The following is a 25746-nucleotide window of genomic DNA, read 5'->3' as shown; positions in this document are numbered from 1 at the left end:
TTGACCGGCCGGGGATGCTCCCGGCCGCCCGCGGACCGCAGGAGGAGTCTGCCATGTGCCCGGTGCGCCACCGCCGACGCGTCCCCCGGTTCAGGTCGCGGTCGCGGCGGCGGCCGCGCGGCCCGCGGCGCGGCCCGAGAACAGGCAGCCGCCGAGGAAGGTGCCCTCCAGGGAGCGGTAGCCGTGCACTCCCCCGCCGCCGAAGCCCGAGACCTCACCGGCCGCGTACAGACCGGTGATCGGGTTGCCGGAGCCGTCCAGGACGCGGCCGGAGAGGTCGGTCTGGAGGCCGCCGAGGGTCTTGCGGGTGAGGATGTTGAGGCGCACGGCGATCAGCGGTCCGGCGGACGGGTCCAGGATCCGGTGCGCGGAGGCGGTGCGGCTGAGCGCGTCCCCGGGGTAGGCGAGCGCGTTGCGGATGCCCATGACCTGGACGTCCTTGGTGTACGGGTTGGCGATCTCGCGGTCGCGGGCCTCGATCTGCCGGGTGAGGTCCGCCAGGTCGATGAGGTTGTCGCCGGTCAACTTGTTCATGCCCGCGACCAGTTGGGGCAGGGTGCTCGCGACGACGAAGTCCTCGCCCTTGTCCCGGAATCGCTGGATCGGCTCGGGTGTCTGCCAGATGCGGGAGAGGAGCTGGAGGATGTCCTTGTTGGTCAGGTCCGGGTTCTGCTCGGAGCCCGAGAGCGCGAACTCCTTGGCCATGATCTTCTGGGTGGTGACGAACCAGGAGTAGTCATAGCCGGTGGCGGTGATCGTCCCGAGGGTGTGCAGAGTGTCGTAGCCCGGGATGTCGGGGGTGGCGAAGCGGTTGCCCTTCGCGTCGAACCACATCGAGGAGGGGCCCGGCAGAATGCGGATGCCGTGGCCCGGCCAGATCGGGTCGTAGTTCCTGAGGCCCTCGGTGTAGTGCCACATGCGGTCGGGGTTGACGATCCGTCCGCCCGCCTTCTCGGTGATCGCCAGCATCCGGCCGTCCACATACGCCGGGACGCCGGTGACCATGAACTTCGGCGGTGTGCCGAGCCGGTCGGGCCAGTTCCGCCGCACGAGATCGTGGTTGGCGCCGATACCGCCCGAGGTGACGATCACCACCGGGGCGTTGAGCTCGAAGTGTCCGACCACGGTGCGCGAGGTGGGCTTGCCGCGGGCGGCGTCGCTGGGCTCCAGGATCGAGCCGCTGACCCCGGTGACGGCACCGCCGGTGACCACCAGATCGTCCACCCGGTGCCGGAACTTGAAGGTCACCCGCCCGTCCTTCGCGGCGGCCCGCACCTTCTTCTCGAACGGCTCGACCACGGCCGGACCGGTGCCCCAGGTGACATGGAAACGCGGCACCGAGTTGCCGTGCCCGTCCGCGAGGCCGCCACCGCGCTCGGCCCAGCCGACGATCGGGAACCACTGCACGCCGAGCCCGTGCAGCCAGGACCGCTTCTCCCCGGCCGCGAAGTCCACGTATGCCTCGGCCCATTTGCGGGCCCAGTAGTCCTGGCCGCCGGGATCCAAGACGCCGCGGTCGAAGCCGGCCGCGCCGAGCCAGTCCTGCCAGGCCAGTTCGTGGGTGTCCTTGATGCCCATCAGCCGCTGTTCCTCGGAGTCGACGAAGAACAGGCCGCCGAAGGACCAGAACGCCTGGCCGCCGAGGTTGCTCTCGGGCTCCTGGTCGAGGAGGAGCACCTTGCGTCCCGCGGCCGCCAGTTCGGCCGTCGCGACCAGCCCGGCGAGACCGCCGCCGACCACGATGGCGTCCGCGTCCGAGGACGCCCCGGAGGCGGCGAAGGCCGGACCGGCCGCCTGGGCGAGCGCGGCGCCGGCGAGCACACCGCCCGCCGCCGTCAGGGCGCGGCGGCGGCTTATCCCGGCGAGCGAGGCGGCGTTCTCTGTGGAGTTCTCCATGGGCTGCCTTCCGGAAGGGGGTACGGAGGGTGCGGGAGATGCGCAGGGGGTTGCCGCGACGGCAACGTGTTACCGACGGTAGCCCACCGGGTGCGGGGCCGCCAGACTCCTGCTCCCAATGAGCAACTCCCGGAAGCCGTAGGGAACTTCGGCCGGTCAGCGCCCGCCGGACGACGGCTCGGGCGAGGCGCGCAGCCGTGGCGAGAAGGCGTACAGATCGAGGATGTCGGGCAGCGGCGCCACACCGGGGCCGCCCGCCCTGACCCAGGCCACGACGTCCTCCGTCGCGTCCGGGTCGTTGACCAGGCCGAGCCACACCGGCCTGCCCCCGGCGGCACGTCCGGCGGCCGATGGCTGCACCACGATCACATTGGCCTGATCGCAGACGTCCAGGCACTCGGAGACGCGTACGGGCGCCTCCTCACCGAGCCGTGCGAGCTGCGCCGCATGGTCGATTCCGGTCACCTTGGGGCTGCCGCAGCAGCAGTCCCGGCATACGGTCACCCGGCATGGCACCGGGTCGGTCGGCCTCACAGGCATGCCGTAGCACCCTCCTCCGGGGAAGTCCGCCCCGGTTTGCGTCGAGGAGGCGACCGCGTGAGTCTCCTGGCTCTCGGGTCGATGCTCGTCCCGGCCTTCCCACCCGCGGATACGGGCAGTGGCCTGTTCGGGATCCGCTCGCCGATCACAGTGGCGGCACCGCGCCGGATTCACACCGGCTTCCTCGTCCCGCCGTCGCCTTTGTCGCCCGGCATCATCGCATCCCGGGCACCGCCGCACCATGTGGCCCCCGCTCCCGGGAGCGCCACGGGCGGCTGGACGTCAGTCGCGGTGGGCCGCACCCGCGAGGATTTCGCCCAGGCCCTGGCGGGTGGCGGCCAGCACCACCCGGTCGTGCGGCCGCAGGACATAGCCGGGGTGCAGATCCCACACCAGCGCGGGCTCCTGGGCGACGCCGTCGTAGGGAGGCGCCGCGGCGAGGTCGCGCTGCCGGTCGGCGGGTTCCGCCGCGTCCAGTGCGATCACCCGCCAGGCGCCCGGTGCGAACGCCTCGGCGACGGTACGCCCCTCCAGTTGCGGATGCCCGGCCACATGCAGGGCGGCGAAGAGCAGCACCCTGCGCTCGACCGGTATGGCACCCAGGATCTGACGCCCCATCATCGCCCCGGCGAACGCCGGGGCCGCCAGGCTGGAGACGCTGCGGCTGCGGGTGAGGGCCCGCGGATGGGCCGCGCGCAGCGTGCGGTAGACGGCGGTGGCGAAGCGGTCGTCGTACAGGCGCAGCGCCACCCGCAGCCGGGGCTTGACCGAGCGGGCGTACAGCGTCGCCTCCAGGTTGGTGGTGTCGACGCTGGTCAGGGCGAGCAGGGAGTGTGCCCGCTGGATCTTGGCGGCCTCCAGGACGCCCTCCTGGGTGACATCGCCGATGACCGTCGGCACCCCCAGCCTGCGGGCCAGCGGGATACCGCGCGCCGCGGGATCCTCTTCCACGCACACCACGGGGATGTCCATCTCCCGGAGTCTGGCCAGCACCCGGGTGCCGACCTTGCCGAGCCCGAGCAGCACGACGTGGCCGGAGAGACCGCGCGGCGGGCGGCGCAGCGCCGAGGCGGTACGGAAGGTGCCCAGCGCTTCGAGCGCGGCGGCCACCAGGACGGGCAGCATCAGCAGTCCGATCAGCCCGGACAGCAGTTGCAGGACCTTGCGTCCGGTCGGCTCGTCCAGCGCCGGGTCGTCGATCGCCAGCACGTCCAGCACCGTGAGGTAGGCGGCGCGGAGCAGACCGGCTCCGGTGAGCTGCCAGGAGGCGACGGTCAGGGCGAGCACGGCGATCGCCATCCCGGCGACGGACCAGCGCAGTCGGCGGGAGAACAGCGAGGCGAAGGGCAGTCTGCGGGTGCCGAGCCGCCGTGGCGGCAGCGGAGCGCCGGTGGCGGAGACGGCCTCGAGCACCACCGTGTCGCGTCCGGTGGCGGCGGCCACCTCCTCGTCTCCGGGCAGCAGCTTGGGCCCTTCGTCCCCGCTGCTGTCGGAGCCCTCGCTGCCGCCCGGGTCGCTGGTGGTGGACGAGAGCAGGGCGAGAGTGCACAGCCCCGGGCGGGCGACCTCGTCGGGGCCGGGCGGGGTGCGCTCGGCCGCGCGCAGCAGCAGCCCATCGGCCTGGAGGACTTTGCTGGTGCCCGCGATGGCGGTGGCCGCGAGTGCGGGGGCCGCGGTGTCGGCGTCCGACAGTACGGTGGTGGTGGCGTCCAGCTCCGCCGCGTCCATGCCGGGATCGGCCACCCGTGCCGCCTCATCGAGGAGTTCCTCCAGATGCTGGCCGAGCTTGCGGTTGTAGAGCCGGATCACCAGCCGCAGCCGGGGGTTGAGGCGGCGGGCGCGCAGTGCGGCGTGAATGTTCGCCTCGTCGTCGTCATGGACCAGGGCGAGCGCGGTCGCATGCTCCGCACCTGCCGCGGTCAGCACCTCTTCGTCGAGCACCGGGACCTCCATGACCCGCACTCCCCCGTCCGGAGCGGGGTCGTCCGCGGTCTGGCGGGGCAGCGGGATCCGTCCGACGGCCGCGCTGAACCGGCCGAAGAGCGCGGAGGTACGGCCGCCCGGCCACCATCCCGCCGCCCGCTGCCCGGCCGGGTCCGCCAGCGGGGCGCCGCCGGGGATGACGACCGTCACCCGGGTCCGGTAGACGTCATGGAGCTCGGCGGCGAGGCGGTGGGCGAGCGCGTCGTCACCGCAGACGACCATGTGGGCCGTCTCCGAGGGGGACGGCGGGTCCGAGGCGGAGGTGGAGAACACGACGGCGAAGCCCCCCGTTGATCCGTGCTGCCGGTCGTCCGGACGGGGTACGGTGGCCGCGTTTTCCGGCGGCCGGCACCCGCGCTCCGGCGGTCATGATCAGACCGTACCCGGTGCGCCCCTCAAGGGAGTTGGGCACCGGGGGCGGGCGACCGGGGAGCCCGGTGTGCTCACTCCCTGGGGGCGCCGCAGCGCGCACAGCGGGCGAAGGGCGCGGCGTCCTGGATCGCGCCGCAGTCGGCGCAGACCCGATCCAGCCAGCAGGCGGGCTCCCCGCCCTCGGGCTCGGCGGGCTCCGGGGCCGGGTCCGGGCCGGGATCCGGGTCCGCCGCCGCCCGGTTCGCCGCCGCCCGGTTCGCCGTCTCCCGGTTCGCCGTCTCCCGGTTCGCCGTCTCCCGGTCCGGGTCTCGGGGCCCCGCCGTGCCGCTCATCGTGTGCGCCTCCCTGTCCGGACCGTACGCGGGTCCGTCCGCCGACCCCTTACCCGTGCTTCGTCCCGGAAAGCGGCCCGCCCATAGATCCGATCTCTCATGCACCAATACCCCTTGACGGGGCGTAATGACGCCCGACCCCTCCCCAGTTATCGGATGACTCGGTAACGTATCCGCCTCGGGAGGCAACGATGCCGAGATCTTACCGACGCTCCGCTGTGGCATTTCTGCTCTGCGGCGTCCTGGCCATGACGCTCTTCATCACCGGGCCCGCGCAGGCGAAGGACTCCGCCTGGACCGTGCGCGGCCCCTCACCCCGCTCCGGTCCCCTCGCACAGTTGCGGCTCGACGGAGCCTCGGGAGCGCTGACGCTCGAAGTGTCCCGGGGCGGACGGACGGTGGTCGAGCCCTCGCCCGTGGGCATCGTCACCGAACGGGCGGATCTGTCACACGGGCTGCGCTATCTGGGGCGCCACGACCGCACCGTCGTGGAGCGCTACCGGTCGACGGTCGGCAAGGAGCGCTCGCGCACGGCGCGGATGACCGAGGCCCGCTTCCGGTTCCGGGGCAGCGGGAGCGCCCGGCTGGACCTCGTGGTGCGGGTCTCGGACGACGGGGTCGCCTATCGCTATGTGCTGCCCTCCGGCAGCGGCGATGTCCTCGGCGAGACCTCGGCCTTCACCCTGCCGCCGGACGCGGCCGCGTGGCTGGGCGACTACCGCAAGGACAACGAGAACCTGTTCAAGGAGTACACCGCGGCGACCGCGCCCACCGGCGAGTACATGGCCCAGGCGCTCTTCGGGACGGCGGGCGGCTACGCCCTGATCGCCGAGTCGGATCTCAGCGGCCGCTACTCCGCCGCCCGGCTGATCCATCAGCAGGGGCAGCCCACGTACCGCATCGGGCTCTGGGACCAGCGGGTCGCGTCCGACGGACCGCTCAGCACACCCTGGCGCGCGCTGATCGTGGGCGATCTGGCCACCGTCACCCAGTCCACCTTCACCGACGATCTGGCACCCGCCTCGCGGGTCGCCGACACCTCCTGGATCCGGCCCGGGCCCGCGCTGTGGACCTGGCTCGCGGGCGGCAAGGCGGCCGGGCAGAGCCTGTCGATGCAGAAGGGGTACGTGGACTACGCGGCCCAGCGCGGCTGGCCGTATGTGGTGGTGGACGCGGGCTGGTACTTCGACCCCGACCAGTGGGATGTCACCGATCCGAACTGGCCGCGCAATAGCTGGATGCCGCAGCTCGTGGACTACGCGCGCGAGCGGCAGGTGGACATCCAGGTCTGGATCCACCACCGCGACCTCGACACCGCCGAGGAGCGCGAACTGTGGCTGCCCACGCTGGAGAAGTGGGGGGTCAAGGGCGTGAAGATCGACTTCATGGACTCCGAGGCCCAGGAGACGCTGCGCTGGTACGACGAGATCCTCAAGGCCACCGCGGACCACCATCTGCTGGTCAACTTCCATGGCTCGACGATCCCCAAGGGCATCCAGCGCACCTGGCCGCAGGTGATGTCGATGGAGGGGGTGAACGGCGAGGAGAAGCGGACCAACACCCCGCAGCATCTGGCGACGCTGCCCTTCACCCGCAATGTGATCGGCTCCATGGACTTCACCCCCGGGGCCTTCCACCGGGCCGAGCGCCCCAACGCGGGTTCGGACGCGGGGGAAGTGGGCCTGTCGGTGCTCTACGAGTCCGGTATCCAGGACCTGGCGGGCACCCCGGAGTCGTATGACGCCCGTCCGCTCGCCCGCCGCTTCCTGGAGCAGATCCCCGCCTCCTGGGACCGTACCCGGCTGCTGACCGGGCGGCCCGGTGCGAGCGCGGTGCTGGCCCGCGCCAGCGGCTCGCGCTGGTTCATCGGCGGTACGTTCACCGGCCCCGCCCATACCGCCAAGGTGCCGCTGCGGCTGGAGAAGGGCCGCTGGCTCGTCGACCTGGTCCTGGACGGCCCGGACGGTCTGGTCCGCACGCCCAAGGTGGTGCGCGGCGGGCAGACGCTGTCCGTGCCGGTGACGGCGGACGGCGGGTTCGCCGCCATCGCCTGCCGCTGGCGGCCCGGCCTGTCGACCTGCGACCGTCCCTGACCATCCCTCATTCGGACACCCCGGCCAGGACGCCCGTCCAGATCCCGATCGCCGGGATACAGACGCCGGCCGCGAAGACCCCTGCGGCGGCGACGGCACGGGCGTAGGGGGCGGGGTGGCCGCCGGTCCAGCCGCGGGAGAGGGCCAGCAGCCGGTCGGCCTTCTGCCGCGTCGGGTTCTTCTCCTGCTGCTGGGTGAGGAAGGCGGACAGCCGGTCCGCCGACTCAGCGTCCGTGACCGCCTCGGCGTCCGCCCGCATCTCCATCAGCGTGACCAGGACCCGGCCGGCCCGGCTGTTGGCGTAAAGGCCGCAGGTCAGAGTGAGGGCGAAGACGGCGATCGAGGTGACAGTCTGCGCCGAGGTCTCCACGGGGGTGATGGCGAGGGCCGTCATCCCGTCGTAGAACACGGCGGCCTTCCCCGCCGCCGGAGCATGCCGCGGATAGCGCCGTCGCATCGGATCACCATGGCGCAGATGCGAGATCTCATGCCGGAGCAGGACCGCCCCGGCCGGGCTTCTGAGCAGGGTGCGCCAACTGCGCGGAATGGCGACATGGACGGTGGGCCTGCGGATGTTCAGAGTGACCGCGTGGTACAGGAAGGTGCCCGCGGCCGCCCAGAGTGCGATGACCAGGATGATCGCGGGCACCAGGAGACGATCCCCGTCGAACGGCGGGGAGATCCGGTCCTGAAGTACGGCGAAGGCCAGTCCGCCCGCGGCGCCGACGGCCCAGACGGACTTGCGGCGCCGTAGCCGCGTACCCCAGTCCTCCATCCGGCCCAGGCGTCCCGGGGACGGCTGGGGGACGTGGACCACCTTCAGATCGGCCACCGGGGACCAACTGGAGACCGCGTCCAGCCGGGCGGTGTCCAGTCCGGCGGAGTGGAAGGTGTCCCGGACACGCGCCCAGCCCTTCGCCGACCAGTCGACCGGATGCGGCGCCTCCTCGGCCTCACGACCGCTGAGGGAGTCGGCCCGCCACTCGTTGACGAGGGGCAGCAGGAAGACGATGAGGAGGACGAGGACGGCCAGGAACGCGGTGGCGCCGACCGCGGCCGGCGCGGACAGCCGATCGTCCCCCGTGGTCAGCACGCTCGCCCCGGTGGCGGGCGCCGCGCACAGCGGCCCGATGAGGACGGTCCAGCAGGTCCGCTCGGCCCGGCGCAGCCGACGGACCGGGGACGCGGCGGTCATGGCCGGCCGGGCCCGGCGGGGTCCGCGGCGTCGTCGGGGCCGCCGCCGGGTTCGCCATCGGGGCCGGGTTCGGCGCGGATGAGCGCTTCCGCCTGGATCCGTACGACGGCCCGTACCGTGTCCGGGTCCACCTCCGGCGGAAGCAGCAGCTCCACCGTCACCCGCCGGGCGAGCCCCGCCGTGCTGTCCTCGTCCTGCTCGGTGTCCGTCCCGCCGGTGGCGGAGTCGCCGCGCAGGCAGCGCCCGAGATAGCCGACGGCGTCCCGCAGTCCGCGCTGGACGGCCATGTCGGTGGCCGTCGAGAGCACCGTGAAGGCGATCTGGCCGAGCAGGGACAGCCCGATGGTGAGATACACATGGGTGTCGACCGCGGGCGCCCCGCTGAGGTCGTCGAAGAACTCCCCGGCGCCGGGCACCCGCCGACGGGTGCGCGTCTCCTCGGCGAACTCCTCGAAGAGCTCCTCGTGTTCGTCCTCGGCGACGGCGCGCGCCGAGGCGTCGACCATCGTCAGGATCCGCTCGATGGCGGCGTCGTCCAGCTCCGTCATGTCCGTCATGCGTTCCCCCCGGTACGCCACACCCCGGCGGGGCGTGCGACGCCTGTACGGTAGCCCGGCCCGGGGAGATGATGTGAGGACTTACCGCACATAGGCAGATTCATCGTGCATTTCGCGTACCGTCCGCCGACGCGGGTGGCCGATGGCGGCCGTCAGCTCGCCCGGCGCGGGGGCCGTCGGGTGCGGGTCCACTCCACCAACTGCCCGGCCGTCCAGGTGGTGATGACCCGCTCCACCGGCACCCCGCATTGCACGGCCCGGGCGCAGCCGTTGCGCTGCCAGTCGAGCTGGCCGGGCGCGTGGGCGTCGGTGTCGAGGGAGAAGAAGGTCCCCGCCCGGACGGCCTCGCGCAACAGCCCGCGCGGTGGATCCAGCCGCTCCGGACGGCAGTTGATCTCCACGGCGGTGCCCGCCTCCGCGCAGGCGCCGAAGACCTCCTCATGGTCGAAGACGGACTCGGGGCGCTTACCCCCGAGCAGCCGTCCGGTGCAGTGGCCCAGCACATCGACCAGCGGATCGCTGACGGCGGTGACCATCCGGCGGGTCATGGGGCGGGCGTCCATCCGCAGCTTGGAGTGAACCGAGGCCACCACCACATCCAGCCGGTCCAGCAGCTCCGGCTCCTGGTCCAGGGAGCCGTCGGGGAGGATGTCCACCTCGATCCCGGTGAGCAGTTGGAAGGGGGCCAGCTTCGGGCGCAGCTCCGCCACCACGTCCAGTTGGGCGCGCAGCCGGTCCGCCGAGAGGCCGCGGGCCACCGTCAGCCGCGGGGAATGGTCGGTGAGCACCGCCCATGCGTGCCCCAGCCGTGCCGCCGTACGGGCCATCAGCTCGATCGGGGAACCGCCGTCGGACCAGTCGGAGTGCATATGGCAGTCCCCGCGCAGCGCGGCGCACAGCTTCGCCGCGTCCTCGTCGGGCTCGAGCTCGGCCTCGGTGGCCTCGGCCTCCAGATTGGCCAGATATCCGGGCATCTGGCCCTTCAGTGCCTCCTTGACCACCTGTGAGGTCTTGGGCCCGAGCCCCTTGAGTGACCGTAGGGTGCCGTTGGTGACGCGCCGCTCGACCTCCTGGGGGTCCAGACCGGCGAGCACGGCCTGGGCCGTGCGGAAGGCACGCACCCGGTAGGTCGGCGCCTGGGCGCGCTCCAGGAGAAACGCGATCCGGTCCAGGGCCTCCAGGGGGTCCATCGCGCGCTCCTCGCTGTGTCCCGGCATCCGCGCTGTGTCGTCCGCGTCTCAGGCGCGGCGGTTCGGGCGGCGGCCGGGGGGCTGGTGGGGCTCGGGACGTGCCGTCAGCTCGGCGATGTCGCAGGTCTGGGAGGTCTTTTCGGAGACGGTGATGGGCCGGCCGTAGTGCCGGATCTCCATGGGGGCGCCCTCGGTCAGGGAGTAGGTGACGCTGCGGCCGGTGATCTCCACGCGCAGTCCGCGGCCCAGCACCTGCATGGTGAAGGCGAGCCGGGCCAGTTTCTCGGGCAGCTTGGGCGAGAACTCCAGCCTGCCGTCGCGGTGCCGCATCCCGCCGAACCCGGCGACCAGGGCGATCCAGGTACCGGCGAGCGAGGCGATGTGCAGACCGTCGCGGGTGTTGTGCTCCAGGTCCTTCAGGTCCATCAGGGCCGCCTCGCCCAAGTAGTCGTAGGCGAGCCGCAGATGGCCGACCTCGGCGGCCATGACGGCCTGGGTGCACGCGGACAGGGAGGAGTCCCGGACCGTCAGCCGTTCGTAGTAGTCGAAGTTGCGTGCCTTCTCCTCCTCGGTGAAGCACTCGCCGCGCAGATACATCGCCAGCACCAGGTCGGCCTGTTTGACGACCTGTTTGCGGTACATGTCGAAGTAGGGGAAGTTGAGCATCAGCGGGTACTGGTCGGCACGGGTGCCCTGGAAGTCCCACTCCTGGTGGCCGGTGAAGTCCGCCGACTGCTCGTGGACGCCCAGGGTCTTGTTGTACGGGACCGATATGGACTCGGCCGCGTCCCGCCAGGCGGCGGCCTCCTCGTCGTCGACGCCCAGTTCGGAGCCCTTGTCCGGGTGGCGTTCGATGATGTCCGCGGCGGCCCGCAGGTTCGACTGGGCCATGAGGTTGGTGTAGACGTTGTCGTCGGCGATGGCGCTGTACTCGTCGGGGCCGGTCACCCCGTCGATATGGAAGCGGCCGTGGTGGTCGTGGTGGCCGAGGGAGCGCCACAGCCGGGCGGTCTCCACCAGCAGTTCCACACCGGTCTCGCGCTCGAACTCCTCGTCGCCGGTGGCGGCGACATAGCGCACCACCGCGTCCGCCACATCGGCGTTGACATGGAAGGCCGCGGTGCCGGCCGGCCAGTAACCGGAGCATTCGGAGCCGTCGATGGTGCGCCAGGGGAAGGTGGCGCCCTCGTGGCCCAGTTGCTGGGCCCGCTCCCGGGCGGCGGGCAGGATGGACTGGCGCCAGCGCAGCGCCTCGGCCACGGACTCGGGGAAGGTGTAGGTGAGCAGGGGCAGGACGAAGGTGTCGGTGTCCCAGAAGGTGTGGCCGTCGTAGCCGGAGCCGGTGAGGCCCTTGGCGGGGATGGCCCGTTCCTCGGCGCGGGCTCCGGCCTGGAGGACGTGGAAGAGCGCGAAGCGCACGGCCTGCTGGATCTCGGCGTCGCCCTCGACCTCCACATCGGCGCGCGACCAGAAGTCCTCCAGCCAGGTGCGCTGCTGGTCCACCAGGCCGCGCCAGCCGGTGCTGGCGGCCCCGGCGAGCGCGGCCTCGACCTGGTCCCGTACGGCGGGCAGCGAGCGGGCGCCGGACCAGCCGTAGGCCACCAGCTTCTCCAGCCGCAGGACCTGGCCGGGCTCCAGCACCGAGGTGACGGTCAGCCGGGCGACGTCGTCGCCGCTCTCGCCGGCGTGGCGGGTGGGCGGCGGCCCGGTGATCAGGTGGTCGGCGGCGACCGCGACCCGCAGACCGCTGTCCTCGGTGCAGTGGATCAGCCGCAGCCGCTTGTCGTCGGCGGCGTTCTCCTCGGGGTTCAGCGCGGATTCCAGGGCCTCGGCCACCCGGGGGTCACCGGCGCGCTCGGGAAGCTGCTCGTTGGCGACCAGTTCGGACTGGACGACGACGCGGATCTGGGCGTCGACGGCCTCCACCTCGTAGGCGACGGCGGCGATGGCCCGCTGGGTGAGGGAGACCAGCCGGGTGGAGCGGACCCGCACACTGGTGCCGGAGGGGGAGGTCCATTCGCAGGTGCGGTGCAGCACCCCGGCGCGCAGGTCGAGCACGCGCTCATGGGAGCGCAGCCGTCCGTAGCGCAGATCGAAGGGCTCGTCGTCCACCAGCAGCCGGATGATCTTGCCGTTGGTGATGTTGATCATGGACTGGCCGGCCTCGGGGTAGCCGAATCCGGCCTCGGCGTAGGGCAGCGGACGCCGTTCGTAGACGCCGTTGAGATAGGAGCCGGGGAGCCCGTGGGGCTCCCCCTCGTCGAGATTGGCGCGCCAGCCGATATGGCCGTTGGAGAGCGCGAAGACCGATTCGCTCTGGGGCAGCAGATCGAGCCGGAGATCGATCTCCCGCAGCACCCAGGGGTCGACGACATACGAGGAATCGGTGATCACGAGTCGTCCTCCAGCAGCTCGGCGAGATCCTTGACCACGATGCCCGCGCCGTGCGCGCGCAGCGCGTCGGCCTGGCCCACCCGGTCCACGCCGACGACACAGCCGAAGTGCCCCGAGCGCCCGGCCTCCATCCCCGCCAGGGCGTCCTCGAAGACGGCGGCCGCCTCGGGGGCGGTGCCCAGCTCCCGTCCGGCCTCCAGGAAGGTGTCGGGGTGTGGTTTGCCGGGCAGCCCCCGCTCGGCGGCGACCACACCGTCGATCCGCACCTCGAAGAGGTCCTCGATACCGGCGGCGATCAGCACATCGCGGCAGTTGGCGCTGGAGGAGACGACCGCGATCCGCAGGCCCTCGGCGCGCGCGGCCGCCACGAAGCGCACCGAGCCCGGGTACGCCTCGACCCCCTCCTCGCGGATCTTCTCCAGGACCAGGATGTTCTTGCGGTTGCCCAGGCCGTACACGGTGTCCGCGTCGGGCGGATCGTCCGGCCCGCCCTCGGGGAGATCGATGTCCCGGGAGGCCAGAAAGGTGCGCACCCCGTCGGCGCGCGGACGGCCGTCCACGTACTCGTCGTAGTCGCCGGCCGAGTCGAAGGGCCGGAAGGAGGGGCCGTCGCGCCGCCGCAGGAACTCGTCGAACATCTGCTTCCACGCCGCCGCGTGCACCACCGCGGTCCTGGTCAGCACGCCATCGAGGTCGAACAGACAGGCCCGGATGGAACCGGGCAGGCCGAGCTTGGTCATGGCCCCCGATTCCCCCGGGAACGCCGGAATATGCGGGGCGTGACGGCGGGATCGGAACCTTCCCCCACTCGGCGCAGCGCTGCCGTCGCTCAGCGTGGTACGACCGTGCGCCCCTCGCGGCGGGAGCGGTCGGCGGCCTCCAGGACGGCGACGACCTCGCGGCCGAACCGCACGTCACAGGGGTCGGCGGCGCCGCCGTTACGGGCGGCGCTCAGCAGCCGGTCGACGGCCGTGCCGAAGGCCGCCACCGCGGTGGTCCCGGCCTCGGGGGCCGCGGCGATCCCCCGCTCGCCGTAGAAGTCGCAGGAGAATCCCTGGGCGGCGGGCCGGGCGTCCAGGGTGAGCGCGAGCGTGCCGATGGCGCCCGAGCGATGGCGCAGCAGCACATGCGCGGCGCCGCGCGGCCCGTCCAGGGCGGTGACCTCGGCCACCGGGCCGAGGACCGGGAGCAGGACGGACAGGGAGTGCGGGCCGACGTCCCACAGTCCGCCGCGCTCCCGCCGCCAGCGGGATCCGCCGTAGCGGCCGCCGGGCTGGAAGATCGAGGCGAAGGCGGTGGCACGGCCACCGTCCCAGCCACCGGCCGCCGCGGTCTCCTGGAGGAAGGTCTCCACGGGCGCCGCGAAGCGGTTGGTGAAGAACACCACCGAGGCCAGTGCGCGCTCGTCCACGGCGCGTACGATCCGGTCGGCCTCCTCGGTGCCGAAGGCCAGCGGCTTGTCCAGGAGCAGATGGCGCCCGGCCAGCGCGGCCCGCTCGGCGAGGCCGCTCTGGATGTCCGGCGGGAGGGCGATGGCCACGGCGTCCACGTCGGCGATCAGCGCGTCGGCGTCCGGGTGGGCGCGGGTGCCCCAGCGGTCCGCCAGCGCCTGTGCCTTCGCCGGGTCGCGGCCCCAGATCCCGGCCAGTTCGGCCACCGGGTGCGCGGCGAGCGCCGCCGCATGGGTCTCGGCCGCCCAGTGTCCGGTGCCCAGCAGTCCGAAACGCACTGTCCGTCCCCCTCCGCGCGAAGTCCCGGGGTCTTCCCCGGAGTCGGCCGCGATCCTACGCCCGTGCGGCCGCCCGCTTCGGCCGAGGGCGGTACGCCCCTCCCCCGCTTGGCCCCGGGCGGATGCCGGTGGGTGGGGGCGGTGCCAGGGTGAGGCCATGGCCGGCCACGGTGCGGGGGACGGCCGAAGCCCACCCTCACCGCTGGAGGAACCCGTGGCCCGTGGCTCGTCCCACTCCCGCGCGCTCCGGCGGCGCGCCACGGTCCGGGCCGTGGCGGCCCTGCTGCTGTGCGGGGCCGCGGTACCGTCCTGCGCCTCCACCAGTGAGCACCGGCCCGACCGGGCGAAGTCGGCGTCGGCGCGGCAGAGCGCGCTGGAGGCCGCCGCCGCGGCGAAGGCCGCGGCGAAGAAGAAGGCCGCGTCGGCCCGGCTGCTGCCGGGGATGCCGCCCCCGCTGGACCCCCATGACCTCTACGCGGCCGACCGGCCGGGGAAGCTGGCCCGGGCGGTGAAGGACTTTCCGTCGCGGGTGTACGTGCCCAATACGCTCTCGGACACGGTGAGCATCATCGATCCGAAGAAGTTCAAGGTCGTCCGCACCATCCAGGTGGGCCATCAGCCGCAGCATGTGGTGCCCTCATGGGATCTGAAGACGCTGTGGGTCAACAACGACCTGGGCAACACCCTCACCCCCATCGACCCCGCCAGCGGCCGGGTCGGCCGCCCGGTGGTCGTCCACGATCCGTACAACCTCTACTTCACCCCGGACGGGAAGTACGCCGTGGTGATGGCCTCCATGGACCGGGCGCTGGTCTTCCGGAACGCGCACACCATGAAGGTGATCAAGTCGGTGCCGGTGGACTGCTATGGCGTCAACCACGCCGACTTCTCGCCGGACGGGCGCTACTTCATCGTCTCGTGCGAATTCTCCGGTGAGCTGCTGAAGGTGGACACCGCGAAGAAGAAGGTGGTCGCCAAGCAGCGGCTGCCGATCGCCGGAGCCATGCCGCAGGACGTCAAGATCTCGCCCAACGGCAAGACGTGGTACATCGCCGACATGGTGGCGAACGGCGTGTGGGTGCTCAACGGCGACACCTTCGGCAAGCCGCGGCTGCTGCGCACCGGAAAGGGCACGCACGGCCTCTACGTCAGCCGCGACTCCCGTTCGATGTACATCTCCAACCGCGGCGAGGGCACCATCTCGGTGCTGTCGTTCAAGACCGGCAAGCTGGTGCAACGGTGGCGGCTGCCCGGCGGCGGCAGCCCCGACATGGGCGGGGTGTCCGGCGACGGCAAGGTGCTGTGGCTCTCGGGCCGCTACAACGCCGAGGTCTACGCGATCGACACCCGCAATGGCCGGCTGCGCGCCCGGATCCCGGTCGGCGGCGGTCCGCACGGGCTCGCGGTCTACCCCCAGCCCGGCCGCTACTCCCTCGGCCACACCGGAATCTTCCGCTGAGGCGGCCTTCCCTCAGGCGCCATGGGCGGCTGTGAGGCTCTCCACAGCCATCTGCATAGGCTGCCTATATAGAGGCATGATATAAATCTAGATGTGGAATACACGCAGCAGTCCGGCCCCCGGGAACCCGATGTCCCCGCGACCCGCGAGCAGGTCGCGGAGGCGCTGGAACAGTTGGCGTTCCTCGCGGTGCGCCACCTGACCAACCGGGACATCAGCTTCACCGCGGCCTCGACCCTCGGCCGGCTCAGCCGGGAGGGGCCGTCCCGGCTGACGGCCCTGGCCGCCGACGAGGGTGTCACCCAGCCCTCTATGACCCAGTTGATCCAGCGGCTGGAGCGGCAGGGTCTGGTGACCCGGGTCGACGATCCGCAGGACGGGCGGGTGGTGCTGGTGGCGATCACCGACGCCGGGCGGGAGCTGCTCGCCGAGCGGCGCCGCGGCCGTACCAACCGGCTCGCCGAACTGCTGGCCACCCTCTCCCCCGAGGACCAACAGGCCCTCGCCACCGCCGTCCACGCCGCCGCCCCCGCCTTCCAGCGGCTGGTCGACAACGCGGCACGGGCGCGCAAGGCCCCGGGGAGTACCGCTTCCTGATCAACCGGCACCCTGCCGCGCCACGGCATTGCCATGTCGTCACGGCTGGGGCCCTGAACGACGGAGCAGCTCTTGTCCGCTCATCCCAGCGCCCCCAACCCCTTCAAGCAGCCGAAGGCCGTATGGGCCGTCGCCTTCGCCTGCGTGATCTCCTTCATGGGCATCGGCCTCGTGGACCCGATCCTGCCCTCCCTCTCCTCCCAACTGCATGCCACACCGAGCCAGGTGTCGCTGCTGTTCACCAGCTATCTGGTGGTCACCGCCGTCGCCATGCTGGTCACCGGATTCGTCTCCAGCCGCATCGGCGCCAAGCGCACCCTGGTGGCCGGTCTGGTGCTCATCGTGCTCTTCAGCGCGGCGGCCGGGGCGTCCGGCAGCATCGACGGGATCGTCGGCTTCCGCGCCGGCTGGGGCCTGGGCAACGCCCTGTTCATCGCCACCTCGCTCGCCGTCATCGTCGGCTCGGCCAGCGGTGGCTTCGCGGGCGCGATCATCCTCTACGAGACCGCCCTGGGCATCGGCATCGCGATCGGGCCGCTGCTGGGCGGTGAGCTCGGCGGGATCAGTTGGCGCGGGCCGTTCTTCGGCGTATCGGCCCTGATGGCCATCGCGCTGATCGCGACCATCGTGCTGGTCCAGCCCACCCCCACCCCGGCGCGCCGGGCCTCGATCGCCGACCCGATCAAGGCGCTGCGCCACCGCGGACTGCTCACCATGGGGCTGACCGCGCTCTGCTACAACTGGGGCTTCTTCACGGTGCTGGGCTATGCGCCGTTCCCGATGGACCTGGGCACCCATGAGCTCGGCTATGTCTTCACCGGCTGGGGTCTGCTCGTCGCCTTCTTCTCGGTCTTCGGCGCCCCGTGGCTACAGTCGCGGCTCGGCATAGCGCGCTCCCTGTATCTGAACCTGGCGCTGTTCGCGCTCGACATCCTCGTCATCGGCCTGTTCACCGATTCGAAGACGACGCTGATCGTGGCGGTGATCGTGGCCGGCGCCTTCATCGGGATCAACAACACCATCACCACCCAGGCGGTGATGACGGTCGCCCCGGTGGAGCGGTCCGTCGCCTCCGCCTCCTACGGCTTCGTCCGCTTCATCGGCGGCGGTCTGGCCCCGTACGCCGCGGGCAAGATCGCCGAGCACAGCGGCGTACATCTGCCCTTCTACATCGGGGCCGCGGCGGTCGCGCTGGGCATCGGCGTCCTGGCCACCGGGCATTCGCTGCTCGCCGAGGCCGAGCGCGTCCAGGCGGCGGAGGCGGCCGGACACACCCCGGCCGAGGAGCGGCGGGAGACGCTGGAGAAGCAGGCGCTGGCCGAGGACCTGGGCTCGGCGGGCTGACGCGAGGAACGGGCCCGGCACGATGCGCCGGGCAGGTATGCAGCCCGAGACCCCGCCGGTCCGTTTCCCGCTCAGATCCGCCAGGAGCGGATACGGCCGGCCGCGTCGAACACATCGGCCTTGCTGGACAGGATGTCGCGGACCAGATCGATCAGCGCCCCGTACGGCGGGTCGATCCCCTCCCCCGAGGCGTGCATATAGGCGACCGCAGTCGCGGAGGCGAACCGCGCGTTGCTCGCCGGAAGCGGTCTGAGCAGCGCGATGGTGTGCAGCAGGGCCGCGGCCCGCCACGCCGGGTCGGGATCGACGCCCAGGCGCGGCGGGTCCACTCGGTGGCGGGCGACGGCTGCGACCAGACCCGAGAAGTCCGAGATGGCCGGCTGTTCCGGCATGACCTCCTCATGGCGCTGAAGCAGCCAGGGGACGTCGATATGCAGCAACGGGACCATGGTCAGGCGGCCTGCCCGGGATGGCGGTGCTCATCGTCGGGGAACGCGTCCGCGAAGGCGTCCGCGTTGTCCGCGAAGAACCGCCGGAAGACCTCGGCACCCTCCTGTAGAGCGCGGTGCCGCGCGATGTCGGCCACGGTCGCCTCCCGGACGAGGGCCTTCATCGTCGTACCGCGTTCCTTGGCGATCTGGCGGAGGTCCTCAAGTTCCCGATCGCTGAATTCCACGTTGAGTGCTGACATGCGGGACACCCTACTCACCAGGTACCCCGTCAGCAATCGCCCCAGCTCAGATCATGCTTTTGTAGGTACTTGACAAAGCGTTCCCGCCATTACGGGAGGCTGCGGCCGGGGACCGGACCGCCCTCGGGGCCCAGCCGCACGAAGGGTTCGCGCACCTCACGGCCCGTCAGGCTCCGGTAGGCGGCGGGGCGGCGGAAGGCGTCCCCCCATGCCTCCCGGCGCCGGTAGTCGCGCAGCGCGTCGAGGTCGAAAACCGCCGGATAGACCCCCTCGGCCTCGCCCGCCTCGACCACCAGGGTGTCCCGCGACCGCCCGTCGGCGAAGGCGACGCCGTCATGGGCGACGGAGTGGCCCCAGCCGGGGCCGGCGTAGTTGGCCATGGCCATCCCGGTCATGTTCTCCCCCGCGCGGGAGCGGAACTGGGAGAGCCGGTTGATCTCCAGCTCGCACGCGTTCGGGGTGAGGACGATCTCGGCTCCGGCGAGCATCAGGGCGCGGGCGCTCTCCGGGAACTCGCGGTCGTAACAGATCATCGCCCCGGTCATCACCTCGCCCACCGCCGTGTCCAGGGCGCACACCTCGAACCCCTCCCCCGGCGTCAGCGCGGCCTCGGGCAGGTCGAAGACGCAGGTGTGCACCTTGGCGTAGGTCAGGACCAGGCGGCCGTGCCGGTCGATGAGGGAGAGGGTGTTGCGCGGCGCTCCGTCCCAGCGCTCCAGATAGGTGAGCGCGATGGCCATCTCCAGTTCGGCGGCCAGCTCGCGGAAGCGGGTGACGAAGGGCGAGTCGCGGGTGATCGGCTCACCGAGCCAGACGGGCCCGGGCGGCGCCGCCGCGGCCTCGTCCCACAGCGACGGATGGCGGTAGAGATCGCCAGGGGCGACGCCGTCCGGGACGGCGGAGCTATAGCCGTTGCTCCACATCTCGGGGAAGAGCGCGATGTCGGCGCCCATGGCCCCGGCCCGGCGGCAGGCCGCCTCGCCGAGGGCGAGGTTCACGGACAAGTCGGGCCCGGGCGGGGAGAGTTGGAGCAGGGCGACGGTGAGGGTGGTCATGGCGGATGCCTCCTTCGGTCTCTGATGACGTGCGGACGGTGCGAAGGAGGTGTCCCGGCGGGCCCCGGGGGCGGTGCGGGTGTCACAGCATGCCGCCACGCTACCCGTGGGCGGGGAAGCTGACGAGGGGGCGGGTGGCGTGCCGTCGCCTCGTGCGCGATCCGGGTGCAGACCGGCGTCCCGGGGCCGGCCTCGGTCTACGGGGTGGCCTCGGTCTACGGGGTGGCCTCTTCCAGCGCGGGCGGCGGGGAGCGCTACGACTACGAACCCGCGCGCCGGGGATCGGGGCCCCGGGTGCTGCCCGCCGAGGAGAGCTGGGACACAGCACACCACCACCCCGCTGGCCATCGGCGAGGTCTTCAACCACGTCCACGACTACACCACCCTGCTGAGCGAGCGGCTGATCGACTATGTGCGCTCGGTGGTGACCCACACCGGCGGGGTCACCGCCATGCGCAAACTGCTGGACCTGGCCGCGGTCTACGGGATCAAGTCCGGCATCCACGGCCCGACCGACATCTCCCCGGTGGGCATGGCCGCGGCGCTCCATCTGGATCTCGCCATCCACAACTTCGGCATACAGGAGTACATGCCGCACACCGCCGACACCCTGGAGGTCTTCCGCACCACCTTCCGCTTCGAGGACGGGCTGCTGCACCCGTCCGACACCCCGGGCCTGGGTGTCGAGCTGGACACCGAGGCCGCCGGGCGGTTCCCGTACCAGCCCGCCTATCTGCCGGTGAACCGGCTGGCGGACGGCACGGTGCACGACTGGTGAGCGGGGGTACGGTGAGCGTCGCAGCAGGAGAGAAGAGGGAGCATGGAACAGCGTGAGTTCGGCCGGCTCGGCCGCAAGGTCTCGGTCGTGGGCCTGGGCACCTGGCAGTTGGGCGCGGACTGGGGCGAGGTCGGCGAGCAGGACGCCCTGGCCGTGCTGGACGCGGCCGTCGAAGCGGGCGTGACGTTCTTCGACACCGCCGATGTGTACGGGGACGGGCGCAGCGAGCAGCTCATCGGGCGGTATCTGCGGGAGCGTCCGGACGCCGGGATCTTCGTGGCGACCAAGATGGGGCGGCGGCTGCCGCAGCTCGAGGAGAACTACACGCTGGACAACTTCCGCGCGTGGACCGACCGTTCGCGGGCCAATCTGGGGGTGGACACCCTGGATCTGGTGCAGTTGCACTGCCCGCCGTCCCCGGTGCACTCCTCGGCTGCGGTCTTCGACGCGCTGGACACGCTGGTGGCGGAGGAGCGCGTGGCGGCGTACGGGGTGAGCGTCGAGACATACGCGGAGGCGCTGGCGGCGATCGCGCGCCCGGGGACGGCGAGCGTGCAGATCATCCTGAACCCGTTCCGGCTCAAGCCGCTGGAGGAGGTGGTGCCGGCGGCGCGGGAGGCCGGGGTGGGGATCATCGCGCGGGTGCCGCTGGCGTCCGGTCTGCTGTCGGGGAAGTACACCAGGGACACCGTCTTCGCCGAGAACGACCACCGCACCTTCAACCGGCACGGCGAGATGTTCGACCAGGGCGAGACGTTCTCGGGCGTGGGCTTCGAGGAGGGTCTCGAGGCGGCGGTGGAGTTCGCGGAGCTGGCGCCCCAGGGGGCCACCCCCGCGCAGACCGCGCTGCGGTGGATCGTCCAGCAGCCGGGCGTGACCTCGGTCATCCCGGGGGCGCGTTCGCCCGAGCAGGCCCGGGCGAACGCGGACGCGGCGGGGCTGCCCCCGCTGCCCGGCGCCACGCTGGACGCCGTCGGCGACCTGTACGACCGGCGGCTCCGGGCCCGGGTGCACCCTCGCTGGTAACGGTCGCCCGACAGGCTCAGAAACCGGCGTCCGCCGCCCACGCGTCAAGTTCGCGCTGGGCGGCGGCGCGCAGCTCCGCCGAGGGGGCGGCGGTGCCGTCGGCGATCAGCGCGTAGTGCACGGTGCCGGTGCCCGCGTCGGCCGGGGCGGAGAGCACCAGCCGGCGCGTGCCGGTGCCGCCGGGCTCCGCGGCGGTGGCGATGGGGTGGTCGGCGGTGTGGCCGTGCGCGGTGTACGCGGGCGGCCCGGTGACGGTGCCCAGATCGGAGACGACGGTGGTCCGGGCGGGGTCGAAGTCGCGGGGCAACCGCAGTTCGGTGGGCGCATCGGTGTCGCCGTCGGAGCGCCACACCAGCATGCCGTACCGGCCGGAGCCGGTCAGCTCGGCCACGTTCGGCAGGCTGCCGGGGATGCGGTTCCAACTGAGCGTGGTGGAGCCGTCACGCGCACGGTCCTCGAAGGTGAAGGCGAGGGTGCGGCCCGCGACGGCCCGCGGATAGAGCCGGTCGAGCAGCCGGGCGTCCTGGCGCAGCCCGGCGTTGCCGGAGTCGTCGAGGCGGACGGCCGAGAGGTCCTCGCCGTTCCAGGCGTCGCCCTCGGTGAGGACCTTGCCGGTGTTGCCGTTCATGGCCTCGTGGTGGCGGCCACTGTAGATGTCCCACTGCCACTGGGTGGAGGAGAGCACCGCGCCGGAGGCGGCCGGCCGGGTCCACCAGGTGGCGCCGGGGAGCCGGGAGTCCAGTGCCTGGTACATGCCCTTGCCGACGGTGGGGGCCTTGTCGGAGGTGAAGCCGGTCAGCGGATGGCCGAACTCGCTCATGACGGCCGGAAGGTCCAGGGCGGTGGAGCGGTCGCGCAGGGCGCCGAAGTCGCCCGCGTACTGGCCGTCGGCCGCCTTGCCGGGCATGAAGATCCCGGAGATGGCCTTCTGGTCGTAGTAGTGGGTGTTGAAGACATAGTCGGGGCCGGGCTTTCCGGCGTCGAGGAGCCCGCCCTCCTGGCGCTGGAAGTCCAGGTTGGAGTTCCAGAACATATTGGGCTCCACGAAGGCGGGCTTGTCCTGCCAGCCCGCCGCGTCCATGCGGGCGCGGAACTTCTCGTAGAAGGGCCACAGCACGCTCTTCTCCCAGGTGCGGCTGTTCTGCCCGTCGTCGTACGCGCCCGCGTACGGCTCGTTGAGCGGGTCGAAGCCGACGACGCGGGTGAACTGGTCGTCGGTGAGGTGCCGGGCGAGGTAGGTCATGGTCGCCTCGGCGGTGGCCAGGAAGGCGTCCTGGACGCGGACGGTGCCCGCGCCGGTGGTCAGGGCGCGGTTGCGCCAGAAGTCCCGGGTGGCGCCTGTGACCGCCTGGTTCTGGGTGATGTTCTGGCCCCAGTGGACGCAGATGCCGCAGGACTCCTTGGGGTATCCGCCCGCCTCGATGACCCATTTCGGCGCGCCGTCGCCGCTGTACCAACTGCCCTTGTCGAAGAGACGGCCGGAGTACAGGTCCTGGTGGAAGTCGGGGAAGACCCGGATTCCGGCGTCCAGGAACGCCTTCATCTGCGCGGTGGCCTTCTCCAGATAGCCGGTGTCCACCTGGCCGGGCTCGGGCTCGGCGTGGGCCCAGGACAGCAGGAAGCGCACCGCGTTGGCCCCGGTCAGGGTCCGCATGGCGGCGGCGGATGTCCTGGCGTCGGCGGTGGAGGCGAACGGGAGCCCGCCGTTCTCCTCCAGTTTGGTCTCGCCGGACACATTGAAGCCGCGCAGCACGACCTCGCGGCCGTGTCCGTCGGCGAACCGGGTGCCGTCCACGGTCACCTGGTCCGCCGCCCGGCCGTCGAACCAGGGCGCCTCGGCCGCGGCCGCCGAAGTGCCCGGAACCGCGGCCGCCGCCAGCAACGCAGCGGCCACCCCGAGCAACCGGGTGCGACCCGGTCGGGGGCGGCCGATCCGTATCCCTCGCGTCTTTTGAGTCGGCATGGACCTACCGTCCAGTAGATCTGAGGGATCGTCAACTAGTTGTGCACAGAGCGAAGTTCGGCCCTGTGGTGGTGCGGATACCGACGGAATCCGGTTACTTCTGGAATGCCGCGCCCAGGGCCGCACCGGCCTCCGGCGCCCCGAGGGAGTCGGGCCCGAAGGAGACGACGCCACTCGTGGTGAGGCCGCCGGACTGGCCGCGCAGCACCCATGCCGCACCGCTGGTGGACTGGGCGCCGTCCTCGTCGGGGGCACCCACCGCCAGGTCGTCCTTGCCGTCGCCGTCGGTGTCGGCGAGCCGGACCGCCATACCGAAGTGGTCGCCCGCCTCGGCGGCACCGGGGACACCGGCGGTGTCCTGGGTGAACGCCTGGGCTCCGGTGCCGGACAGCCCGCTCCGGCCGCCGTAGAGCTGGACGACGCTGCCCGCTTCCTTCTGGCCGGCCTCAAGGGCCTCGTACGGGATGCCGACGGCGATGTCCGCGTAGCCGTCGCCGTTGACGTCGCCGGAGCTGAGCGAGTAGCCGAACTGGTCGCCGTCCTCGTTGACGCCGGGGACGCCCGCGGTGTTCTGGTCGATGGTGGTGGTGCGGGTGGTGCTCGGCCCCGAGGCGGTGCCGTAGAGGACCTTCAGGGTGCCGTGGTCGTACGGCAGGTTCTCGACGACGTTCCCCGGGACCGTGCGCAGCACCAGATCGCCGTGGCCGTCGTTGTCGACGTCGCCGATGGTCGCGGAGGCGGCGTCGGTGAGGTCCTTGACCTTCGGCGACAGGCCCTTGTCGTCCCCCTTGAAGAACAGGCTGGACTGGGACATCTCCTCGAAGGCGTGGGTGGAGACGAGGTCATCCTTGCCGTCGCCGGTGATGTCGCCCGCGGTCAGACTGGTCGGCCCGTCGAACCTGCCGGTGTCGGAGAAGGAGCTGCCCGCCTCCTTGCCGTCGCGGGTGAACGGGCCGAGACGGACGCGCAGGCCGGTCTTCTCGTCCTCCGAGCCCTCGTCGACGGTGACCACGTCGACCAGGTCGGCCTTGCCGTCGCCGTTGAAGTCACCGCCCACGATGTCGCTGGAGCCCCAGTGGTCGCCGTTGCCGGCGGGCAGCTTGGTGCCACCGGTCAGGCCGTTCGCCGAACCCCACAGGACCGTGATGGCCGGGGAGTCACCGGCCTGGACCGCCAGATCGGTGTAGCCGTCGCCGTCCAGGTCGCGGGCGACCGTACGGGCCCCGAAGTACGCCGAGGCGGTGGGGGCACCAGGGACGCCCTCGGTGGCCTGGCTGATGACCTGGCGGTGGGCGGTGTCCGCGCCGGAGGCGGAGCCGTAGACCACGGCGACATAGCCCGCCTTGGCCTTGCCGCCCACCGTGCCGGCGGGGGCGGAGACGGCGAGGTCGGCGCGTCCGTCCTTGTTGAAGTCGACCTTGGGGGCGGCGGCCGCGGCGGTGCGGGCCTCGGCGGCCCCCGCCGAGGGCAGGGCGAGTAAAGCGGGGGTGGTCACAAGTGCCGCCACTGTCGCGCAGCGCACGACGGTGGTGAGGGAACGGGAGCGCACAGATCCTCCTGCTCGTTGATGAGCGTTTACCTCATGTACACCCACCAGGACCCGTGACGCCGCCTCAGGGTTGCACCGCCGTTTCCAGGGATTTCCCAGGCGTTGGTGTTGCCGCCCGTGCGGGTGAGGGCGAGCGGGCGGCCGGCACCGTCGCAGGCCAGGTGGATTTTGCTGGTCAGGCCGCCTCGGGAGCGTCCGAGGCCGGGACTGCGGGTCCCCCTTTTCGGGCCCCGGCGGGCGTTCACGGACTCAATCGCGTTCGTCGAGCAGATGAACCTTCCGGATCTCGACGTCGAAGGAGAGGAAGGGAACGAACTCGGCCCAGGCGTTCTCCCACAGCTTGATGATCGCTGGATACTTCCGGCCCCAGGCTTCCTGGAACTCCCCGAACCGCTCCGTCGCTGCGTCTTCACCGGGTGCGGTGTATACGGGCTTGAGGGCTTTGGCGACCTTGTCCCAGTCCTGGCGGGCCGCGTAACGGAAGCTGTTGCGCAGGAGGTGGACGCGTCTCGAAACAACACGCCGGTTCCGCTTGCCGACCCCTCAAATGCGGTAAGCGGGCCGCTGACCTGCACGGGGCCGCTCGGCAGACGCGTGAGCGCCGCGCCACGGACGCAAGGGCGCCATCGCGGTTTGCGCAGGTCCAGCGCGCGCTACCACACAGCGGATCCCAGAACCGGAATCGGCGTGTTATTCATCTGCACGCCCGGTGAACCACGCAGGTCTGAAAAATCGTGCGAGGCCAGACGGTCTCCACCGCCTCGGGCAGGCCCTTGAGGCCATCGCAGACGAGCATGAGCACGTCGTCCAGGCCGCGGTTCTTCAGCTCGGTGAACACGTGCAGCCAGTACTTCGCGCCCGCACGGCCGTCGCCGGCCCAGATCCCCAGGATGTCCCGGGCGCCTTCGGCGGTCACCGCCATCACGACGTAGACCGGACGGTTCGCGACCTGCCCGTCCCTGATCTTGGTTCTGTCGACGATCTTGTGATCCGGACGGTTGAG

At 71.8% G+C, this 25746-nt stretch carries 20 protein-coding genes, 4 pseudogenes and 1 riboswitch; of the genes and pseudogenes, 6 read left to right on the top strand and 18 right to left on the bottom strand.

What is annotated here, in order from left to right:
* Positions 1-90: 90 nt before the first annotated feature.
* The 4 genes from KN815_RS08425 to KN815_RS08410 all read right to left on the bottom strand — a co-directional run bounded on the left by KN815_RS08425 (position 91) and on the right by KN815_RS08410 (position 5123).
* Entirely contained in the window at positions 91-1896 is a 1806-nt protein-coding gene (locus KN815_RS08425; RefSeq protein ID WP_216341118.1) for an FAD-binding dehydrogenase, read from the bottom strand.
* 156 nt (positions 1897-2052) lie between these two features.
* The gene (locus tag KN815_RS08420; protein ID WP_216341117.1) at positions 2053-2436 is read right to left on the bottom strand and encodes a (2Fe-2S) ferredoxin domain-containing protein; all 384 of its coding nucleotides are present in this window, start codon (positions 2434-2436) and stop codon (positions 2053-2055) included.
* A 59-nt stretch (positions 2437-2495) separates the two neighbouring features.
* A riboswitch (cobalamin riboswitch) is annotated at positions 2496-2622 on the bottom strand.
* Positions 2623-2718: 96 nt separating this feature from the next.
* The gene (locus KN815_RS08415; protein WP_216341120.1) at positions 2719-4641 is read right to left on the bottom strand and encodes an NAD-binding protein; all 1923 of its coding nucleotides are present in this window, start codon (positions 4639-4641) and stop codon (positions 2719-2721) included.
* Between the two features lie 221 nt (positions 4642-4862).
* Positions 4863-5123: a hypothetical protein gene (locus KN815_RS08410; RefSeq protein ID WP_216341121.1), complete on the bottom strand. Its 261-nt coding sequence runs from the start codon at positions 5121-5123 to the stop codon at positions 4863-4865.
* A 191-nt stretch (positions 5124-5314) separates the two neighbouring features.
* On the opposite strand from KN815_RS08410, the gene KN815_RS08405 reads away from it, so the two are divergent.
* A complete protein-coding gene (locus KN815_RS08405; RefSeq protein ID WP_216341116.1) occupies positions 5315-7216 on the top strand; it encodes a glycoside hydrolase family 97 protein in 1902 nt (633 codons plus the stop codon).
* Between the two features lie 7 nt (positions 7217-7223).
* Here KN815_RS08405 and KN815_RS08400 read toward each other — a convergent pair whose 3' ends face one another.
* The 6 genes from KN815_RS08400 to KN815_RS08375 all read right to left on the bottom strand — a co-directional run bounded on the left by KN815_RS08400 (position 7224) and on the right by KN815_RS08375 (position 14281).
* On the bottom strand, positions 7224-8411 hold the full coding sequence (locus KN815_RS08400) for a hypothetical protein (RefSeq protein WP_216341115.1): 1188 nt from the start codon (positions 8409-8411) through the stop codon (positions 7224-7226).
* The gene (locus KN815_RS08395) at positions 8408-8968 is read right to left on the bottom strand and encodes a hypothetical protein (protein ID WP_216341114.1); all 561 of its coding nucleotides are present in this window, start codon (positions 8966-8968) and stop codon (positions 8408-8410) included. The genes KN815_RS08400 and KN815_RS08395 overlap by 4 nt, the downstream gene beginning before the upstream one ends.
* A 152-nt stretch (positions 8969-9120) precedes the next feature.
* On the bottom strand, positions 9121-10158 hold the full coding sequence (locus KN815_RS08390) for a PHP domain-containing protein (RefSeq protein ID WP_216341119.1): 1038 nt from the start codon (positions 10156-10158) through the stop codon (positions 9121-9123).
* Positions 10159-10206: 48 nt separating this feature from the next.
* The gene (locus KN815_RS08385) at positions 10207-12552 is read right to left on the bottom strand and encodes a glycoside hydrolase family 65 protein (RefSeq protein ID WP_216341113.1); all 2346 of its coding nucleotides are present in this window, start codon (positions 12550-12552) and stop codon (positions 10207-10209) included.
* Positions 12549-13292 (bottom strand): HAD family hydrolase, encoded by a 744-nt coding sequence (locus KN815_RS08380; protein ID WP_216341112.1) that lies wholly within the window; start codon positions 13290-13292, stop codon positions 12549-12551. Before KN815_RS08380 ends, KN815_RS08385 begins: the two co-directional genes overlap by 4 nt.
* A gap of 89 nt (positions 13293-13381) precedes the next feature.
* The gene (locus tag KN815_RS08375) at positions 13382-14281 is read right to left on the bottom strand and encodes a Gfo/Idh/MocA family protein (protein ID WP_216341111.1); all 900 of its coding nucleotides are present in this window, start codon (positions 14279-14281) and stop codon (positions 13382-13384) included.
* A 214-nt stretch (positions 14282-14495) separates the two neighbouring features.
* Between KN815_RS08375 and KN815_RS08370 the strand changes: the two genes are divergently transcribed.
* The 3 genes from KN815_RS08370 to KN815_RS08360 all read left to right on the top strand — a co-directional run bounded on the left by KN815_RS08370 (position 14496) and on the right by KN815_RS08360 (position 17681).
* Complete coding sequence (locus tag KN815_RS08370; protein WP_216341110.1) at positions 14496-15740, top strand: YVTN family beta-propeller repeat protein; 1245 nt, start codon at positions 14496-14498, stop codon at positions 15738-15740.
* A 93-nt stretch (positions 15741-15833) separates the two neighbouring features.
* Positions 15834-16337: a MarR family winged helix-turn-helix transcriptional regulator gene (locus tag KN815_RS08365; RefSeq protein WP_216341109.1), complete on the top strand. Its 504-nt coding sequence runs from the start codon at positions 15834-15836 to the stop codon at positions 16335-16337.
* Between the two features lie 72 nt (positions 16338-16409).
* On the top strand, positions 16410-17681 hold the full coding sequence (locus KN815_RS08360; RefSeq protein WP_216341108.1) for an MFS transporter: 1272 nt from the start codon (positions 16410-16412) through the stop codon (positions 17679-17681).
* Between the two features lie 71 nt (positions 17682-17752).
* On the opposite strand, the gene KN815_RS08355 is transcribed toward KN815_RS08360, so the two are convergent.
* From KN815_RS08355 to KN815_RS08345, 3 genes are all read right to left on the bottom strand, one after another.
* The gene (locus KN815_RS08355) at positions 17753-18130 is read right to left on the bottom strand and encodes a toxin Doc (protein WP_216341107.1); all 378 of its coding nucleotides are present in this window, start codon (positions 18128-18130) and stop codon (positions 17753-17755) included.
* Positions 18131-18132: 2 nt separating this feature from the next.
* Positions 18133-18372, bottom strand: coding sequence for a hypothetical protein (locus tag KN815_RS08350; RefSeq protein WP_014057435.1), 240 nt, complete (start codon positions 18370-18372; stop codon positions 18133-18135).
* Positions 18373-18461: 89 nt separating this feature from the next.
* Positions 18462-19427: a carbon-nitrogen hydrolase family protein gene (locus KN815_RS08345; protein WP_216341106.1), complete on the bottom strand. Its 966-nt coding sequence runs from the start codon at positions 19425-19427 to the stop codon at positions 18462-18464.
* A gap of 325 nt (positions 19428-19752) precedes the next feature.
* On the opposite strand from KN815_RS08345, the pseudogene KN815_RS08340 reads away from it, so the two are divergent.
* Both KN815_RS08340 and KN815_RS08335 read left to right on the top strand, forming a co-directional pair.
* Positions 19753-20205, top strand: a pseudogene (locus KN815_RS08340) (enolase C-terminal domain-like protein); the annotation flags it as partial.
* A gap of 42 nt (positions 20206-20247) precedes the next feature.
* Complete coding sequence (locus KN815_RS08335; protein WP_216341105.1) at positions 20248-21231, top strand: aldo/keto reductase; 984 nt, start codon at positions 20248-20250, stop codon at positions 21229-21231.
* Positions 21232-21247: 16 nt separating this feature from the next.
* Here KN815_RS08335 and KN815_RS08330 read toward each other — a convergent pair whose 3' ends face one another.
* The 5 genes and pseudogenes from KN815_RS08330 to KN815_RS08310 form a co-directional block, all read right to left on the bottom strand.
* Positions 21248-23194, bottom strand: a complete 1947-nt coding sequence (locus KN815_RS08330) for a cellulase family glycosylhydrolase (RefSeq protein ID WP_216341104.1) — start codon at positions 23192-23194, stop codon at positions 21248-21250.
* A 94-nt stretch (positions 23195-23288) separates the two neighbouring features.
* The gene (locus KN815_RS08325; RefSeq protein WP_216341103.1) at positions 23289-24743 is read right to left on the bottom strand and encodes an FG-GAP-like repeat-containing protein; all 1455 of its coding nucleotides are present in this window, start codon (positions 24741-24743) and stop codon (positions 23289-23291) included.
* A 110-nt stretch (positions 24744-24853) separates the two neighbouring features.
* Positions 24854-24946 (bottom strand): annotated as a pseudogene (locus KN815_RS08320) (IS5/IS1182 family transposase); the annotation flags it as partial.
* Between the two features lie 30 nt (positions 24947-24976).
* Positions 24977-25247, bottom strand: a pseudogene (locus KN815_RS08315) (transposase); the annotation flags it as partial.
* A gap of 205 nt (positions 25248-25452) precedes the next feature.
* A pseudogene (locus KN815_RS08310) lies at positions 25453-25710 on the bottom strand (transposase); the annotation flags it as partial.
* Between the last annotated feature and the right edge of the window lie 36 nt (positions 25711-25746).

The organism is Streptomyces niphimycinicus, from assembly GCF_018883605.1.
In the GTDB taxonomy this organism is placed as follows: Bacteria; Actinomycetota; Actinomycetes; order Streptomycetales; family Streptomycetaceae; genus Streptomyces; species Streptomyces niphimycinicus.
The sequence above is the reverse complement of the archived record's forward strand: the minus strand, read 5'-3'. Positions and strand labels throughout refer to the sequence as shown.